Source organism: Mycobacterium sp. (genome assembly GCF_019243155.1).
Lineage (GTDB): Bacteria > Actinomycetota > Actinomycetes > Mycobacteriales > Mycobacteriaceae > Mycobacterium.
This window is the reverse complement of record NZ_JAFAUS010000256.1, coordinates 1-13,901: the sequence shown is the minus strand read 5'-3', so window position 1 is coordinate 13,901 and position 13,901 is coordinate 1. Positions and strand designations below refer to the sequence as shown.

At 68.9% G+C, this 13,901-nt stretch carries 16 protein-coding genes and 1 pseudogene; 3 read left to right on the top strand and 14 right to left on the bottom strand.

What is annotated here, in order from left to right:
* Positions 1-157, bottom strand: a pseudogene (locus JOZ00_RS12650) (anthranilate synthase component I); the annotation flags it as partial.
* Between the two features lie 71 nt (positions 158-228).
* On the opposite strand from JOZ00_RS12650, the gene JOZ00_RS12645 reads away from it, so the two are divergent.
* Positions 229-684 (top strand): peroxiredoxin, encoded by a 456-nt coding sequence (locus tag JOZ00_RS12645; RefSeq protein WP_293344296.1) that lies wholly within the window; start codon positions 229-231, stop codon positions 682-684.
* A gap of 3 nt (positions 685-687) precedes the next feature.
* On the opposite strand, the gene JOZ00_RS12640 is transcribed toward JOZ00_RS12645, so the two are convergent.
* Complete coding sequence (locus tag JOZ00_RS12640; protein ID WP_293344295.1) at positions 688-1,779, bottom strand: calcium:proton antiporter; 1,092 nt, start codon at positions 1,777-1,779, stop codon at positions 688-690.
* 99 nt (positions 1,780-1,878) lie between these two features.
* Between JOZ00_RS12640 and JOZ00_RS12635 the strand changes: the two genes are divergently transcribed.
* On the top strand, positions 1,879-3,369 hold the full coding sequence (locus tag JOZ00_RS12635; protein WP_293344294.1) for a serine/threonine-protein kinase: 1,491 nt from the start codon (positions 1,879-1,881) through the stop codon (positions 3,367-3,369).
* On the opposite strand, the gene hisI is transcribed toward JOZ00_RS12635, so the two are convergent.
* Genes hisI through hisD form a run of 8 tightly spaced genes read right to left on the bottom strand, consistent with a single transcriptional unit; the run spans position 3,362 to position 9,757 of the window.
* The gene (hisI, locus tag JOZ00_RS12630) at positions 3,362-3,712 is read right to left on the bottom strand and encodes a phosphoribosyl-AMP cyclohydrolase (protein ID WP_293344293.1); all 351 of its coding nucleotides are present in this window, start codon (positions 3,710-3,712) and stop codon (positions 3,362-3,364) included. The genes JOZ00_RS12635 and hisI overlap by 8 nt on opposite strands.
* Complete coding sequence (hisF, locus tag JOZ00_RS12625; protein ID WP_293344292.1) at positions 3,709-4,488, bottom strand: imidazole glycerol phosphate synthase subunit HisF; 780 nt, start codon at positions 4,486-4,488, stop codon at positions 3,709-3,711. Before hisF ends, hisI begins: the two co-directional genes overlap by 4 nt.
* A gap of 1 nt (position 4,489) precedes the next feature.
* Positions 4,490-5,290, bottom strand: a complete 801-nt coding sequence (locus JOZ00_RS12620) for an inositol monophosphatase family protein (RefSeq protein ID WP_293344291.1) — start codon at positions 5,288-5,290, stop codon at positions 4,490-4,492.
* Positions 5,291-5,297: 7 nt separating this feature from the next.
* Positions 5,298-6,029, bottom strand: a complete 732-nt coding sequence (priA, locus tag JOZ00_RS12615) for a bifunctional 1-(5-phosphoribosyl)-5-((5-phosphoribosylamino)methylideneamino)imidazole-4-carboxamide isomerase/phosphoribosylanthranilate isomerase PriA (RefSeq protein ID WP_293344290.1) — start codon at positions 6,027-6,029, stop codon at positions 5,298-5,300.
* A gap of 20 nt (positions 6,030-6,049) precedes the next feature.
* A complete protein-coding gene (hisH, locus tag JOZ00_RS12610) occupies positions 6,050-6,670 on the bottom strand; it encodes an imidazole glycerol phosphate synthase subunit HisH (protein WP_293344289.1) in 621 nt (206 codons plus the stop codon).
* Complete coding sequence (gene hisB, locus JOZ00_RS12605) at positions 6,667-7,287, bottom strand: imidazoleglycerol-phosphate dehydratase HisB (protein ID WP_293344288.1); 621 nt, start codon at positions 7,285-7,287, stop codon at positions 6,667-6,669. The genes hisH and hisB overlap by 4 nt, the downstream gene beginning before the upstream one ends.
* A complete protein-coding gene (locus tag JOZ00_RS12600; RefSeq protein WP_293344287.1) occupies positions 7,284-8,414 on the bottom strand; it encodes a histidinol-phosphate transaminase in 1,131 nt (376 codons plus the stop codon). Before JOZ00_RS12600 ends, hisB begins: the two co-directional genes overlap by 4 nt.
* Entirely contained in the window at positions 8,411-9,757 is a 1,347-nt protein-coding gene (gene hisD, locus JOZ00_RS12595) for a histidinol dehydrogenase (RefSeq protein WP_293344286.1), read from the bottom strand. The genes JOZ00_RS12600 and hisD overlap by 4 nt, the downstream gene beginning before the upstream one ends.
* Before the next feature lie 86 nt (positions 9,758-9,843).
* Here hisD and JOZ00_RS12590 point away from each other — a divergent pair, with 86 nt between their 5' ends.
* On the top strand, positions 9,844-10,254 hold the full coding sequence (locus JOZ00_RS12590; RefSeq protein WP_293344285.1) for a nitroreductase family deazaflavin-dependent oxidoreductase: 411 nt from the start codon (positions 9,844-9,846) through the stop codon (positions 10,252-10,254).
* A 4-nt stretch (positions 10,255-10,258) separates the two neighbouring features.
* Here the strand turns inward: JOZ00_RS12590 and JOZ00_RS12585 are convergent, their stop codons facing one another.
* The 4 genes from JOZ00_RS12585 to nadA form a co-directional block, all read right to left on the bottom strand.
* Entirely contained in the window at positions 10,259-10,978 is a 720-nt protein-coding gene (locus tag JOZ00_RS12585; RefSeq protein ID WP_293344284.1) for a zinc-binding dehydrogenase, read from the bottom strand.
* 188 nt (positions 10,979-11,166) lie between these two features.
* Positions 11,167-12,018 carry a carboxylating nicotinate-nucleotide diphosphorylase gene (gene nadC, locus JOZ00_RS12580; RefSeq protein ID WP_293344283.1) on the bottom strand — a complete coding sequence of 284 codons (852 nt, stop codon included), beginning with the start codon at positions 12,016-12,018 and terminating at the stop codon, positions 11,167-11,169.
* Complete coding sequence (locus JOZ00_RS12575; RefSeq protein WP_293344282.1) at positions 12,019-13,605, bottom strand: L-aspartate oxidase; 1,587 nt, start codon at positions 13,603-13,605, stop codon at positions 12,019-12,021. It abuts the gene before it with no gap.
* The coding region (nadA, locus tag JOZ00_RS12570) for a quinolinate synthase NadA (RefSeq protein ID WP_293344281.1) at positions 13,602-13,901 on the bottom strand (300 nt) is incomplete at its 5' end. The genes JOZ00_RS12575 and nadA, both read right to left, overlap by 4 nt.

Here is a 13,901-nt window from a genome sequence, read left to right as displayed (position 1 = left end):
GGAAGGTACCGGGGCGATTAGCCGCGAGTTTGCGATAGGCGGACAGCGGCGTCTCGCTGTCGGCCAACACCTTGCGGGTCACCGGAACCACGCGGTGCTCTGCTGCGAGCTGGCGGAAATCCTCTCGTGAGGTCGTCTCGGCGAGGTTGGCGTGCACCGAACCATCCTCCCAGATGGGTTGACCAGCTCGACGCCCCCTGAGCACCCTCCCGGCGTAGCGTGTCGCCCATGAAACCTGGTGAGACCGTGGCCGACTTCGAACTCCCCGATCAGACAGGAACGCCGCGCAAGCTCAGCGACCTGCTTTCCAGCGGTCCCGTCGTGCTGTTCTTCTACCCGGCGGCGATGACCCCGGGCTGCACCAAGGAGGCCTGCCACTTCCGCGACCTGGCCTCGGAATTCGCCGCCGTTGGCGCCAACCGGGTCGGCATCAGCGCCGACGGGGTGCAGAAGCAGGCCAAGTTCGCCGACATGCAGAAGTTCGACTACCCGCTGCTGTCGGACACCGACGGGACGGTCGCCGCACAGTTCGGCGTCAAGCGCGGCCTGCTCGGCAAGCTGATGCCGGTCAAGCGCACGACGTTCGTCATCGACACCGATCGCACGGTCCTCAACGTGATCTCCAGCGAGTTCAACATGGCCACCCACGCCGACAAGGCGCTGGAGACGCTGCGCACCCGGTAGGCGTCAGGGGTTGATCGCCAGAAACACGTAGGCGGCGAGCAGCACCAGGTGCACCTCGCCCTGCAGGCGGGTCGCCCGCCCGGGCACGACCGTCAGCACGCTGATCACCACGGTGAGCGCGAATAGCACCAACTGGACGGAGCCGAGGCCGAGCGCCAGCGGTCCTTTCAGCCAGGTCGACGCCAGCGCGATCGCCGGGATCGTGAGGCCGATGCTGGCCATCGCCGAACCGTAGGCCAGATTCAGGCTGGTTTGGATGCGGCCCTGCCGCGCGGCGCGCACCGCCGCCAGCGTTTCCGGCAGCAACACCAGCGCCGCGATCACCACACCGACGAATGATTGCGGGAACCCCGCAGCGGTCACCGCGTGCTCGACGGCGGGCGATTCCTCCTCGGCCAGGCCGACCACCGCGATCAGGGCGGCGAGCAGCAGCCCGACACTCGTCAGTGCCGCGCCCACGCTCGGCGGGTCGGCGTGCGACTCGTCCTCGAACAGGCGCTTTTGGCCCTTCTGCGCGATCGGCAGAAAGAAGTCGCGATGTCGCACGGTCTGCGTGAAGACGAAAAGCAGATACACGAGCAGCGAGGCGACCGCGGCGAACGCCAGCTGGCTCGGGGAAAACTCCTTGCCCGGTTCGCTACTTGTGAAGCTGGGCAGCACCAGGCTCAACGACGCCAACGTGGTCAGCGTGGCCAGCGCCGCGCCGCTGCCTTCGGCGTTGAAGAGCGTCACGCCGTAGCGGGCCGAACCGAGCAGCAGCGACAAACCGGCGATGCCGTTGGTGGTGATCATCAGCGCGGCGAACGCGGTGTCCCTGGCCAGCGTCGCCGCCTCGTTGCCTCCGGAAGCCATCAACTCGACGATGAGGGCCACCTCGATGACCGTCACCGCGGCCGCGAGCACCAGCGACCCGAAGGGCTCACCGACCCGGTGGGCGACCACCTCCGCGTGGTGCACCGCGGCCAACACGGCGCCGATCAGGAACAACGCGGCCAGCCCGACCAGGGCCGGCCCGAGCGTCTCGCCCCACGTGAACGCCAACACGACGACGGCAACCAAAGGCACGACGACGTTCCACGACAACCATTTCGACATCGCCCGTCATTCTCATCGAAGTGAAGGGCTCGCGCCTGCGGTACGCACGCGACACGCATCACCGGCTTGCCGCGAACACGGCCTCAGTAACATGCCTACATGCCAGAAAGCGGCGGCCTGACGCAGGGGCAGGTCTTCGCCGGATACACCATCGTGCGGCGCTTGGGGTCCGGCGGCATGGGCCAGGTGTACCTGGCGCAGCACCCGCGGCTGCCCCGCCGCGACGCGCTGAAGATCTTGCCCGGCGAGCTCACCGCCGACGACGAATTCCGCCGGCGCTTCAACCGGGAAGCCGACCTGGCCGCAAGCCTGTACAGCGAGCACATCGTCGGCATCCACGACCGCGGTGAATACGACGGGCAGCTGTGGATCTCAATGGATTACGTGGAGGGCACCGACGCGGCGAACCTGTTGCGCAGCCGGTATCCGTCCGGCATGCCCAAAGACGAAGTCGTCGAGATCATTTCGGCGGTTGCCGACGCGCTGGATTACGCTCACTCGCGCGGGCTGCTGCATCGCGACGTCAAACCCGCCAACATCCTGCTGGGTGACGGAAATCATAAACGGCGGATTCTGTTGGCCGACTTCGGCATTGCCCGCGAGCTGGGTGAGATCAGCGGCCTGACCGCCACGAACATGTTGGTGGGCACCACCGCCTACTGCTCGCCCGAGCAATTGCAGGGCGCGAACCTCGATGCGCGCGCCGACCAGTACGCGCTGGGGTGCACGGCCTATAACCTGTTGACCGGGTCCGCGCCGTTTCACCACTCCAACCCGGCGGTGGTCATCGGCCAGCATCTGTCCGCGCCGCCACCGCTGATCGGCGAACGACGGCCCGACCTGGCCGCCCTCGATCCCGTCATCGCCAAGGCGCTCGCCAAGCAGCCGAACGAGCGATACGGCTCGTGCAGTGATTTCGTGGCCGCGCTGGCAGGCCACATGGAGACCGCACCGCCCGACATCGCAGGCCCGACGGAGGTGATCGCGGCGCCCCAGAATCTTTCGCCGCAGCCGAAGCCCCGCCACCGACTGGGAACGGCGACGCTGGTTGCGGCACTCGTCGCCATCGCGCTGGTCGCGGCCGCCGCGGTGGTCGGCGTGCACATGCTCAACGGCAAGGCGAACCGAGCAAGCGGCGGTGCCCCTTCGCACGCGGCGCCCGCACCTTCGGGTGGTGGCGCGCCGCCGCCGGCGAAGCCGGGGCTCAAGCTGTCCGGTCAGATCACCGATCGATCGGGTGTGCTCGGCCCCGTCGAGCACGACGCCGTGAACCGCGCGCTCAACAAGCTCCACAGTGCGCAGGGCACCAAACTCTGGGTGGTCTACGTCAAGAACTTCGATGGCCTCAAGCCGTTTCGATGGGCCGAGGAAACCATGCGCGCCAACGGTTTCACCGACAACGACGCCATGCTGGCCGTCGCCACGGACCAGCCGGCCTATTCCTTCCGGGTACCGATCCCGATAACCGCCGGCAAGGCCATCGACGTCGACGTCATTCGCCGCGACCGCATCGAGCCTGCCGTGGTCCGCCGCGAATGGACACGCGCCGCGATCGCGGCGGCCAACGGGCTGGACGTGCCGCCTAGTTAGCGTCGGGTGACAGCAGCACGTCGGCGTCAAAGCAGCTGTGGTCGCCCGTGTGGCAGGCAGCGCCGACCTGGTCGACCGTCAACAGCACGGTGTCCCCGTCGCAATCCAGCCGCACCGAGTGGACGTACTGGGTATGACCGGACGTCGCCCCCTTGATCCACTGCTCTGCGCGGGAACGCGAATAGTAGGTCGCCTCACGGGTTTCGAGTGTGCGGGCCAGCGCCGCGTCATCCATCCAGGCGACCATCAGCACGTCGCCGCTGCCGCGCTCCTGCACGACGGCGGTGAAAAGGCCGTCGGCGTTGCGCTTCAGCCGGGCGGCGATCTGCGGGTCGAGCGTCATCGCACGGTGATCCCTTTTGCGGCCATGGCGGCCTTCACCTGCCCGATGGTCAGCTCGCGGAAGTGAAAGACGCTGGCCGCCAACACCGCATCCGCGCCCGCGGCGATCGCGGGAGCAAAGTGTTCGGCCGCCCCGGCGCCGCCGCTGGCGATCACCGGCACCGTGACCCCCGAGCGCACCGCCCGCAGCATCTCCAGGTCGAACCCGGCCTTGGTGCCGTCCGCGTCCATCGAGTTCAGCAGGATCTCCCCCACCCCGAGGTCGGCGCCGCGGGCTGCCCATTCGACGGCGTCGATGCCCGTGCCTCGGCGCCCACCGTGCGTGGTGACCTCCCAGCCCGACGGAGTCGGCACCGAGTCGGGCGGCACCGTGCGGGCATCGACCGACAAAACGATGCACTGCGAGCCGAATTGCCTTGCCAGCTCGGCCAGTAGATCGGGGTTGGCGATCGCGGCGGTGTTGATCGAGACCTTGTCGGCCCCCGCGCGTAGCAACAGATCCACGTCGGCCACCGTGCGCACCCCGCCGCCGACGGTCAACGGAATGAAGACCTGCTCGGCCGTGCGGCGCACCACGTCCAGCATGGTGGCGCGCCCCGACGACGACGCGGTCACATCGAGAAACGTCAGCTCGTCGGCACCTTCGGCGTCATAGGCGGCGGCGAGCTCAACGGGATCGCCTGCGTCGCGGAGGTTTTCGAAGTTAACGCCCTTGACCACCCGGCCGGCATCGACGTCCAGGCACGGAATCACCCGCACCGCAAGGCCGTCACTCATCTCAGTAGTCCTCCGGTCGGCCGGTGCCGCGCAGCAACTCCAGAAGCCTGGCATGCGCGACGGGCTCGGCGGCCAGGGTGGACTGCGACGCCGGACTCCACGGTTCGCCCGCCAGGGTGGTGACGACGCCGCCCGCGGCACGCACCAGTGCGACGCCGGCAGCGTGGTCCCAGACGTGGCCACCGAAACTCACTGCCGCGCCGAGGATTCCGTCGGCTACATAGGCGAGGTCGAGGCCGGTCGAGCCGTGCATGCGCAACCGTGACGAGACCCGGCTCAGATTCTCCAGCACCGCGATCCGGTACCTGCCAGGGAACCGGCCGCGGGCGTCGGCGCTGAACGACCCCGCTCCGATCAGGGAGTCGCCCAGGTCGGTGGGCACCAGCGTCGGCTGGGCCTCACCGTTCTTGTACAAGGGGCCGCCCGCCACCGCGGTGTAGCGCTGGTCCATGAACGGCAACCAGGTCAATCCGGCCACTGGCTCACCATCGTGCAGCAAGCCCAAGAGGATCCCCGCCATCGGCGATCCGGCCGCGTAGTTGAACGTGCCGTCGACGGGGTCCAAAATCCATACCCATGGGGAGTCGACGTCGGCGCCGCCGAATTCCTCGCCGTGCACGCCGATTCCGGTGCTCGACTCGAGCGCGGCGACCACCTGCCGCTCGATCGCAAGATCGACGTCGGTGGCGAAGTCATTGCCCTTCTTGCGGACCGCCGAGTCCGCGCGGTGGCCGGCCAGGAACGGTCCCGTCGCGTCGTCCAGAATTTCCGACGCCTGCTCAACCAACGCGGCCAAATCCATCGGTGCGCTAGCCCTTCACCGCGGCCAGCGCCTGCGGCAGCGTGAACCGGCCGGCGTAGAGGGCCTTGCCCACGATCGCACCCTCGACCCCGCGGTCGGTGAGGGTGGCGATCGCGCGCAGGTCGTCCAGGCTCGAGACTCCGCCGGAGGCGATCACCGGCGCTTCGGTCCGGCCGGCGACCGATGCCAGCAAGTCGAGGTTGGGGCCGCCCAGCGTGCCGTCCTTGGTGACATCGGTGACCACAAACCGCGAACATCCTTGTCTGTCAAGGCGTTCCAGCACCTCCCAAAGGTCGCCGCCGTCGGTCTCCCAGCCACGCCCGCGCAGCCGGTGCGCACCACCGACGATTTGGACGTCCAGCCCGACGGCGACCTTGTCGCCGTGCTCGCTGATCGCCCGGGCACACCATTCCGGGTTCTCCAAGGCGGCCGTTCCGAGGTTGACCCGCGCGCAACCGGTGGCGAGCGCGGCCGCCAGCGAGTCGTCGTCGCGGATCCCACCGGACAACTCGACTCGCACGTCGAGCTTGCCCACGACCTCGGCGAGCAACTCGCGGTTCGAGCCGCGGCCGAAGGCCGCGTCCAAGTCGACGAGGTGAATCCACTCGGCGCCGTCGCGCTGCCAGTTCAACGCCGCGTCCAACGCCGAGCCGTACTCGGTCTCGCTGCCGGCCTTGCCCTGCACCAGGCGCACGGCCCGCCCGTCGACCACGTCGACCGCGGGCAACAAAATCAACAAGTTTCCTCCAGAACCGTTTGTCACAGTGCCTCAACCCAATTGCTCAACACGGCCGCACCGGCGTCCCCGCTCTTCTCCGGATGGAATTGCGTGGCGGACAGCGGCCCGTCCTCGACCGCGGCCAAAAACGGCAACTCGTGGGCGGTCCATGTCAGCACCGCCTCGGGCGAACCCTCCCAGCGCTGTGCGGCGTAGGAATGCACGAAATAGAACCGGGTGTCGTCGTCCAGCCCGTTGAACAGGGTGCTGCCGGATCCGGAATTGACCACGTTCCAACCCATGTGCGGGATAACCGGGGCCTGCAGCCGGGTGACTTCGCCTGGCCACTGCGCGCACCCGGTCGATTCCACGCCGAACTCGACGCCGCGGGTGAACAGGATCTGCATCCCGACGCAGACGCCCAGCACGGGGCGCCCGGCGGCGATCCGGTCGGAGATGATGCGCTCCCCCGCGATCCGGCGCAGGCCCGTCATGCAGGCCTCGAAGGCGCCGACGCCGGGCACCACCAGCCCGTCGGCGGCCGCCGCGGCACCCGCGTCGGCGGTCACCTCGACCGACGCGCCGACGCGTTGTAGCGCACGTTGAGCCGATCGCAGATTGCCGGAGCCATAATCCAAGACGACTACGGATTTCGCTGTCACAAAACACCTTTGGTGGACGGCACATCCGATACCCGGGGGTCGGGCTCGACGGCCTGACGTAGCGCGCGCGCCACCGCCTTGTACTGCGCTTCGGTGATGTGGTGCGGGTCGCGCCCGTACAGGACGCGCACGTGCAGCGCGATGCGCGCGTTCATGGCGAGCGACTCGAACACGTGCCGGTTGATCACGGTGTGGTACGGCACCGAACTACCGGCAATGGTGGTGTGCTGCAGGTGATCCGGCTCCCCGGTGTGCACGCAGTAGGGCCGGCCGGACACGTCGACCACGGCGTGGGCCAGCGTCTCGTCCATCGGGATGAACGCGTCCCCGAACCGGCGGATGCCCCGCTTGTCGCCCAGGGCCTGGCCGAGCGCGGTACCCAGCGCGATGGCGGTGTCCTCGATGGTGTGGTGGCCTTCGATTTCCACGTCACCCTTGGTGCGCACGGTCAGGTCGAAGCTGGCGTGGCTGCCCAGCGCTGTAAGCATGTGGTCATAGAACGGCACGCCGGTGTCGACGTGCACCTGCCCGGTGCCGTCGAGGTCGAGCTCGACGACGATGTCGGATTCCCTGGTGCGGCGCTCGATCCGCGCGCGCCGCGTTGCGATAGTGGTCACGGTGCTCCTACTGGGGTGGCTGGTGCCAGTTCGGTGGCTGCGATTTGGGCGCTGGCCCGCAGGAATGCGTCGTTCTCCTCCGCAAGCCCCGTGGTGGCGCGCAGGTAACCGGGGATTCCGACGTCGCGGATAAGGACGCCGGCTTCCAGGTAGCGCTGCCAGGTGGCGGGCGCGTCGGCGAATTCCCCGAAAAGCACGAAGTTCGCGTCGCTGGGGATGACCCGAAAACCCATGCGGGTCAAGGCCGCCGTCACGCGTTCGCGTTCGGCGATCAGCTTCGCGACGCTGCTCAGGGTGTCGTCGGCATGCCGGAGCGCCGCGCGCGCCACGGCCTGGGTGACCGACGACAGGTGGTACGGCAGCCGCACGAGCAGCATCGCGTCGATCACCGCCGGGGTGGCGATCAGGTACCCGAGCCGGCCACCGGCGAAGGCGAACGCCTTGCTCATGGTGCGGCTCACGATGAGCCTGGTCGGATACTCCTCGACCAGCGCGACCGCGCTGGGCTGCGACGAGAATTCGCCGTAGGCCTCGTCGACGATCAAAATTCCCGGCACCACGTCGAGCAGCCGCCGCAGGTCCGGCAGCGAAACACTTTGTCCCGAAGGGTTATTGGGGCTGGCGATGAATACGACATCGGGCTGGCGCTCGACGATGGCGGCGACGGCGGTTTCGACGTCGAGGCTGAAGTCCTCGGCCCTGGCCGTCTCCAGCCACTCGGTGCGCGTGGCGTCGGAGATGATCGGGTGCATCGAATACGACGGGATGAACCCGATCGCGGTGCGGCCCGGTCCGCCGAAGGCCTGCAAAAGCTGCTGCAGGATCTCATTGGATCCGTTTGCCGCCCAGACGTTTTCGACTCCGACCGGGACGCCGACCTGCGCGGTGAGGTAGCGGGCAAGATCGGTACGCAGCGCCACCGCGTCACGGTCGGGATAGCGGTGCAGGTCCGCGGCCGCATCCTGCACCGACCGTACGACGTCCTCCACCAGCGCCGCGGTGGGTGGGTGCGGGTTCTCGTTGGTGTTCAACCGCACCGGAACCGCCAATTGTGGCGCCCCATAAGGCGATTTGCCGCGCAGATCGTCGCGTAGCGGCAGGTCGTCAAGCGTGGGCTTTTCCGTCATCGCTCGAACCTCCGCCGAACCGCCTCGCCGTGGGCCGGCAGGTCTTCGGCCTTCGCCAGCGTGATCACATGTCCGGAAACGTCTTTGAGCGCCGACTCGGTGTAGTCGACGACGTGGATGCCGCGCAAAAAGGTCTGCACCGACAACCCACTCGAATGCCGGGCCGAGCCCGCCGTCGGCAGCACGTGGTTGGACCCGGCGCAGTAGTCACCGAGGCTCACCGGCGCGTAGGGGCCGACGAAAATCGCACCGGCGGAACGGATTCGGCCGGCGACGCCGGGCGCGTCGGCGGTTTGGATCTCCAGGTGCTCGGCGGCGTAGGCGTTGACGACCTTGATGCCGGCGTCGAGGTCGTCGACCAGGATGATCGCGGATTGGGTTCCACCAAGTGCGGCCGTCACCCGTTCGCGGTGCACCGTCGTTTCCAGTTGGGCGGCCAACTCCGTGTCGGTGGCCGTGGCGAGATCCGCACTTGGAGTGACCAGCACGCTGCCCGCCATCTCGTCGTGTTCTGCCTGACTGATCAGGTCGGCGGCCACATGTGCCGGGTCGGCGGTGTGGTCTGCGAGGATCGCGATCTCCGTCGGCCCGGCTTCGGCGTCGATGCCGACCCGCGAGCGGCACAACCGCTTGGCGGCGGTGACGTAGATGTTGCCCGGGCCGGTGATCATGTCGACGGGCGCCAGTTCCGCGCCGTCCGTGTCGGTGCCGCCGTAGGCCAGCAACGCCACCGCCTGCGCGCCGCCGACGGCCCACACCTCGTCGACGCCCAGCAGCCGCGCGGCGGCCAGGATCGTCGGGTGCGGCGAGCCGTCAAACTGGGCCTGCGGCGGGCTGGCCACCACCAGCGAGTCGACGCCGGCGGCCTGCGCGGGAACCACGTTCATGACCACGCTGGACGGGTAGACGGCATTGCCGCCGGGCACGTACAGGCCCACCCGCTCCACGGGAATCCATCGCTCGGTCACCGTCGCACCCGGGCCGAGCGTCGTGGTGACGTCGGCGCGTCGCTGGTCGGCGTGCACCGCGCGGGTGCGTTCGATCATCACCCGCAGCGCTTCGGCGACGTCGGGGCTCAGCCCGTCCAGTGCCGCCTGCAGCGCCGCTTCCGGCACTCGAACCGCCGAGGGGCGCACGCCGTCGAACTTGGCTCCGTATTCCAAGGCCGCGTCGGCCCCGAGCTTCGCGACCGCCTCCACTATCGGGCGCACCTTCGGCAGTACGGCCTCCACGTCGGCGCCGCCGCGCGGTAGCGCCGCCCGCAAGCGGGCAGCGGTCAACTCCTCGCCCCGCAGGTCGATGCGGGCCATCGGCGACGGTCCAGTGGTGCTCACGTTGTCCATTGTCCCAGAGAATCTCAACTCAATATCCGACCGGTACAGTGCCCGTCTGAAGGCCTTACCCCGCGTTACTCACCCTGGGAGCCGCCATGTCCGCCAAGGATCACCCGAACAACGCCCCGAGCATTCCCATGGTGTATCCCCCCTGGTTCGAGAACCTTCAGGTCAAATACTTCAACCGGGCGATCAAACCGATCGCTCGCTACCTGCCCGGAACGGGGACCATCGAGCATCGCGGCCGCAAATCCGGCAAGACGTTCAAGACCATCGTGACCGCCTATCGCAAGGGAAACGTCCTGGCGATCGCGCTCGGCCACGGCAAGACGGACTGGGTGAAGAACGTACTGGCCGCGGGCCAGGCCGACCTGCGCTTTGCCCGCAGCGAGGTGCACATCATCAACCCGCGGATTCTGCCCGCGGGCTCCAACGGAGACGGGCTGCCCTGGCTGGTGCGACTGCAGTTGCGCCGCATGGCGGTGCTCGTCACCGATATCGCCTGAGCGGTTATACCTGCGTAAAGACCGTCTTGCCGGTCATCGTCGGCCACACGTCTGGGGCATCCTCCCAGGACGCAACCCGGTCGACGGCCGGCAAGAGGTCGCATCCCCCGGCCAGCACTTCCAGCACCTGCGGGATGGCCGCACGCGCGTTCACCCGACCGGTGACGAACCTCACGCCGCGGGTGTACATCGGCAGCAGAGGCATCTCGACGCTGGGTTGGTAGTAGACCCCGGTGTCGGTGCATACGCCGTCCGGCCAGGTGGCGCGCAGCGTCGCGGCCAGCAGCGACGGGTCGGCCGACGTGTGGGCGGTGACGGGATAGGGCTCCCACGACTTGTCCGGCTTGGGCCGATCGTGGGCGGCGGCGCCGAGCTTTTCGGCCGCGGCCAGCCGCTGCGGATCGGTATCGACGTAGTCGACGTGGGCACCGAGGGCCACCGCCATCGCCGCCGCGTAGAGCCCGATCGACAGCCGCCCGACCACCAGGACGCGGCAATCGGCCGGATCCAGCCGGTCCAGGTCCGCCGCGTAGGGGCCGATGGCCCGCCAGCCGTCGGGGATGTTGTCCGATAACGACGCGATGCAAACCGGGTCGACGTTCTCGGGGGCCGGGACGAGCATCGGGTCGGCGTAGGGCACCAACACCAGATCCGACATGAATCCGCCGCCGTTGAGGCCGGCCAGCGGCGGACGCGAAACAGGGTGCGCTCGCGGTGATCTCACTGATCGAGGGCGCGCTGATCCTGTCGCGCACCGCCGGTGATCCGGATGCCCTCAATGCCGCCAAGCCCGCAGCGCGGACCTTGCTGCGCGCACCGAGTGTGCACTGACGGCTTTGAGTGTGCGCGTATGGCTGGGATTCGGGCGCTTTTCCCGCCCAGGACGCACACTCGGGAGAAAGAGGTGGATAGCTACATATCCAGGCCGATATCGAGCACCCGAACCGAGTGGGTCAGCGCTCCGACGGCCAGGAAGTCCACGCCCGTCGACGCGTAGTCGGCGGCATTCTCCAAGCCCAGGCCGCCGGACGACTCGAGCAGAACGGCGGGCGCGCGCGCGTCGCGGCGCTGCACGGCCATCTGCGTCTGCCACACCGGAAAGTTGTCCAGCAGAACCAGTTCCGGCTTTTCGATGAGCACCTCGTCCAGCTGTTCGAGCGAGTCCACCTCCACCTCGCACGGCAGATCCGGTGCGACGTCGCGCACCGCGCGCAGCGCGTTGACCACCGACCCGGCGGCCACCACGTGGTTGTCCTTGATCAGCGCGGCGTCACCGAGGCCGAGCCGGTGGTTGACGCCGCCGCCGACGCGCACCGCGTATTTCTGCAGCACCCGTAGGCCGGGCAGGGTTTTGCGGGTGTCGCGGACCTTGGCCTTGGTGCCCTGCACGGCCTCGACCCAGGCCGCGGTTGTGGTGGCGATGCCCGACAGGTGGCAGATCAGATTCAGCATGGTCCGCTCCGCGGTCAGCAGCCCACGGGTCTCCGCCCGCACCGTCAGCAGCGGCTGGCCAGGCTGCAGCCGCGCGCCGTCTTCGACCTGGTGCGTGACCTCGTAGCCGCCCGCCAGGACGGCGTCGAGGACCAGCAACGCGACCTCCACCCCCGCGATCACACCGGGCTCCCGGGGCACCATCGATGCGGTGGCCACCGCGTCGACGGGAACCGTCGCCCGGGTGGTGACGTCGGGCCCGTAGCGCAGGTCCTCCTCGAGAGCGCGTCGAATGATGTCCTGAGCGGTGCTTCGCTCGTCGGGCTGCATCATCTAGGCCACCGCCGCCAGCGCCTCCACCAGCACCGAGATCTGGTCGTCGCCCAGGCGAAGCACGCTGCTGCGAGCGTGTTCCGGCGCGGTGCTCGGATACTCGGCGCGGTGGTGGCAGCCGCGGCTCTCGTTGCGGGCCAAGGCCGCAGCCGTGACCGCGCGGGCGGCCACGGCCAATGCGACGTCCTCGAAATCGCGACGGCCAGTGATGGCGCGCCCGGCGGCGCCCGACAGCGTCTCGGACAGCCGGCTCAGCCCGGTGACGTCGCGCACGACCGACGCGTCGAGGCTCATCGCGTGTTGCAGTTCGTCGCGCGCGGGCGCGGTGTGGGCGATCGGCTCGGGGGCCGCCGCGTGCGTGCGCCCGGCTGTCGCGGCGTGTGCGGCCGCGGCCCTTCCAGCCCGCCCGCCGACCACCAGGCCTTCAAGCAAGCTGTTGGACGCCAGCCTGTTTGCGCCGTGCAGCCCGGTGCGGGCCGCCTCACCGGCGGCATAAAGCCCTGGCAGCTCGGTCTGGCCGTACACATCGGTGACGACGCCGCCGCAGCTGTAGTGCGCACCGGGCACCACCGGAATGGGTTGGCGGACGGGATCGATCCCGGCGGCCAGGCATGCGGCCGTCACGGTCGGGAAGCGGGTGGCAAAGCCCGGAATGTGTCGCGCGTCGAGGAACACGCACGGGTCCCCGATCGCCTTCAGCCGGGTGTCGATGGCGGCGGCCACCACATCGCGCGGCGCCAGATCGCCCATCGGGTGAACGCCGGCCGTCACCGAATCGCCGTTGCGGTCAATCAATCTCGCGCCCTCGCCGCGAATGGCCTCGGTAACCAGTGGCCGTCGCCCGCCGGTGCCCGGGGTGTACAGCATCGTCGGGTGGAACTGGATGAACTCGAGATCGCTGACCGCGACGCCGGCCCACAACGCCAACGCGATGCCGTCGCCGGTGGAGCCCTCCGGATTCGTGGTCGCGCCGTAGAGCTGCCCGAGCCCGCCGGAGGCCAGGATCACCGATGGCGCGCTGACGATTCCGCATCCGTCCGGGTTGCCCACCAAGACCCCGGTGACGGCGCCGCCGTCGTGCAGCACACGCAGGGCGACATGGCTGGTCCGGATGTCGAGCGTGCGCGCGGCATGGTCGAGCGCACGCTGCACCTCGGCGCCGGTGGCGTCACCACCGGCGTGCACGATGCGCCGACGCGAGTGCCCGCCCTCACGAGTAAGTGCCCAGCGGCCGGGAGCGGACTCGTCGAAACGCGCTCCGTCACCGACCAAATCGCACACCGCGCGGTGGCCGTCGGCCACGATCGAGTGCACCGCCTCGCGGTCGCACAGGCCCGCGCCCGCGGTCACAGTGTCGGCGACGTGCGCCTCGACCGAGTCGTCGTTCTCCGGATTTTCCGGCAGCGCAACGGCTATGCCGCCTTGCGCGTAGTGCGTCGCGGTCGCGCCGTGCGCCTTATCGGCCTTGCTCAGGACGACGACGTTGCGCCCGGCGCGGTGCGCGGCCAGCGCGGCGGCCAGCCCGGCGACGCCGGTGCCGATGACGACGACGTCAGCGGTGTGAGTCCAGTTGGGACCGGCGGTCATTCGCCACCGCCCGGCTGCCCGATCTCGATCATTCGCTGCACGCTGCGACGGCCCAGCGCCGCGATCTGCGGGTCGACATCGACCTCGTCCGCGCCCTCGACCAGGCAGCGCAGCAGGGCCGCGGGGGTGATCATCTTCATGTACTTGCAGGACGCACGGTCGTTCACGGCCTGGAAGTCGACTTTCGGTGCCGCCCGGCGCAGCTGGTGCAGCATGCCGACCTCGGTGGCGACCAGGACCTTGCGGGCCTGCGTCTGGTTGGCGGCGTCGAGCATTCCGCCGGTGGACAGGATCTT

Coding starts and splice junctions, on each gene's coding strand:
- JOZ00_RS12590 (WP_293344285.1), top strand. CDS start 9,844: ATGTCCGCCAAGGATCACCCGAACAACGCCCCGAGCATTCCCATGGTG.
- JOZ00_RS12635 (WP_293344294.1), top strand. CDS start 1,879: ATGCCAGAAAGCGGCGGCCTGACGCAGGGGCAGGTCTTCGCCGGATAC.
- JOZ00_RS12640 (WP_293344295.1), bottom strand. CDS start 1,779: ATGTCGAAATGGTTGTCGTGGAACGTCGTCGTGCCTTTGGTTGCCGTC.
- JOZ00_RS12620 (WP_293344291.1), bottom strand. CDS start 5,290: ATGGATTTGGCCGCGTTGGTTGAGCAGGCGTCGGAAATTCTGGACGAC.
- JOZ00_RS12645 (WP_293344296.1), top strand. CDS start 229: ATGAAACCTGGTGAGACCGTGGCCGACTTCGAACTCCCCGATCAGACA.
- hisD (WP_293344286.1), bottom strand. CDS start 9,757: ATGGACAACGTGAGCACCACTGGACCGTCGCCGATGGCCCGCATCGAC.
- JOZ00_RS12600 (WP_293344287.1), bottom strand. CDS start 8,414: ATGACGGAAAAGCCCACGCTTGACGACCTGCCGCTACGCGACGATCTG.
- nadC (WP_293344283.1), bottom strand. CDS start 12,018: ATGATGCAGCCCGACGAGCGAAGCACCGCTCAGGACATCATTCGACGC.
- JOZ00_RS12575 (WP_293344282.1), bottom strand. CDS start 13,605: ATGACCGCCGGTCCCAACTGGACTCACACCGCTGACGTCGTCGTCATC.
- hisF (WP_293344292.1), bottom strand. CDS start 4,488: ATGAGTGACGGCCTTGCGGTGCGGGTGATTCCGTGCCTGGACGTCGAT.
- hisI (WP_293344293.1), bottom strand. CDS start 3,712: ATGACGCTCGACCCGCAGATCGCCGCCCGGCTGAAGCGCAACGCCGAC.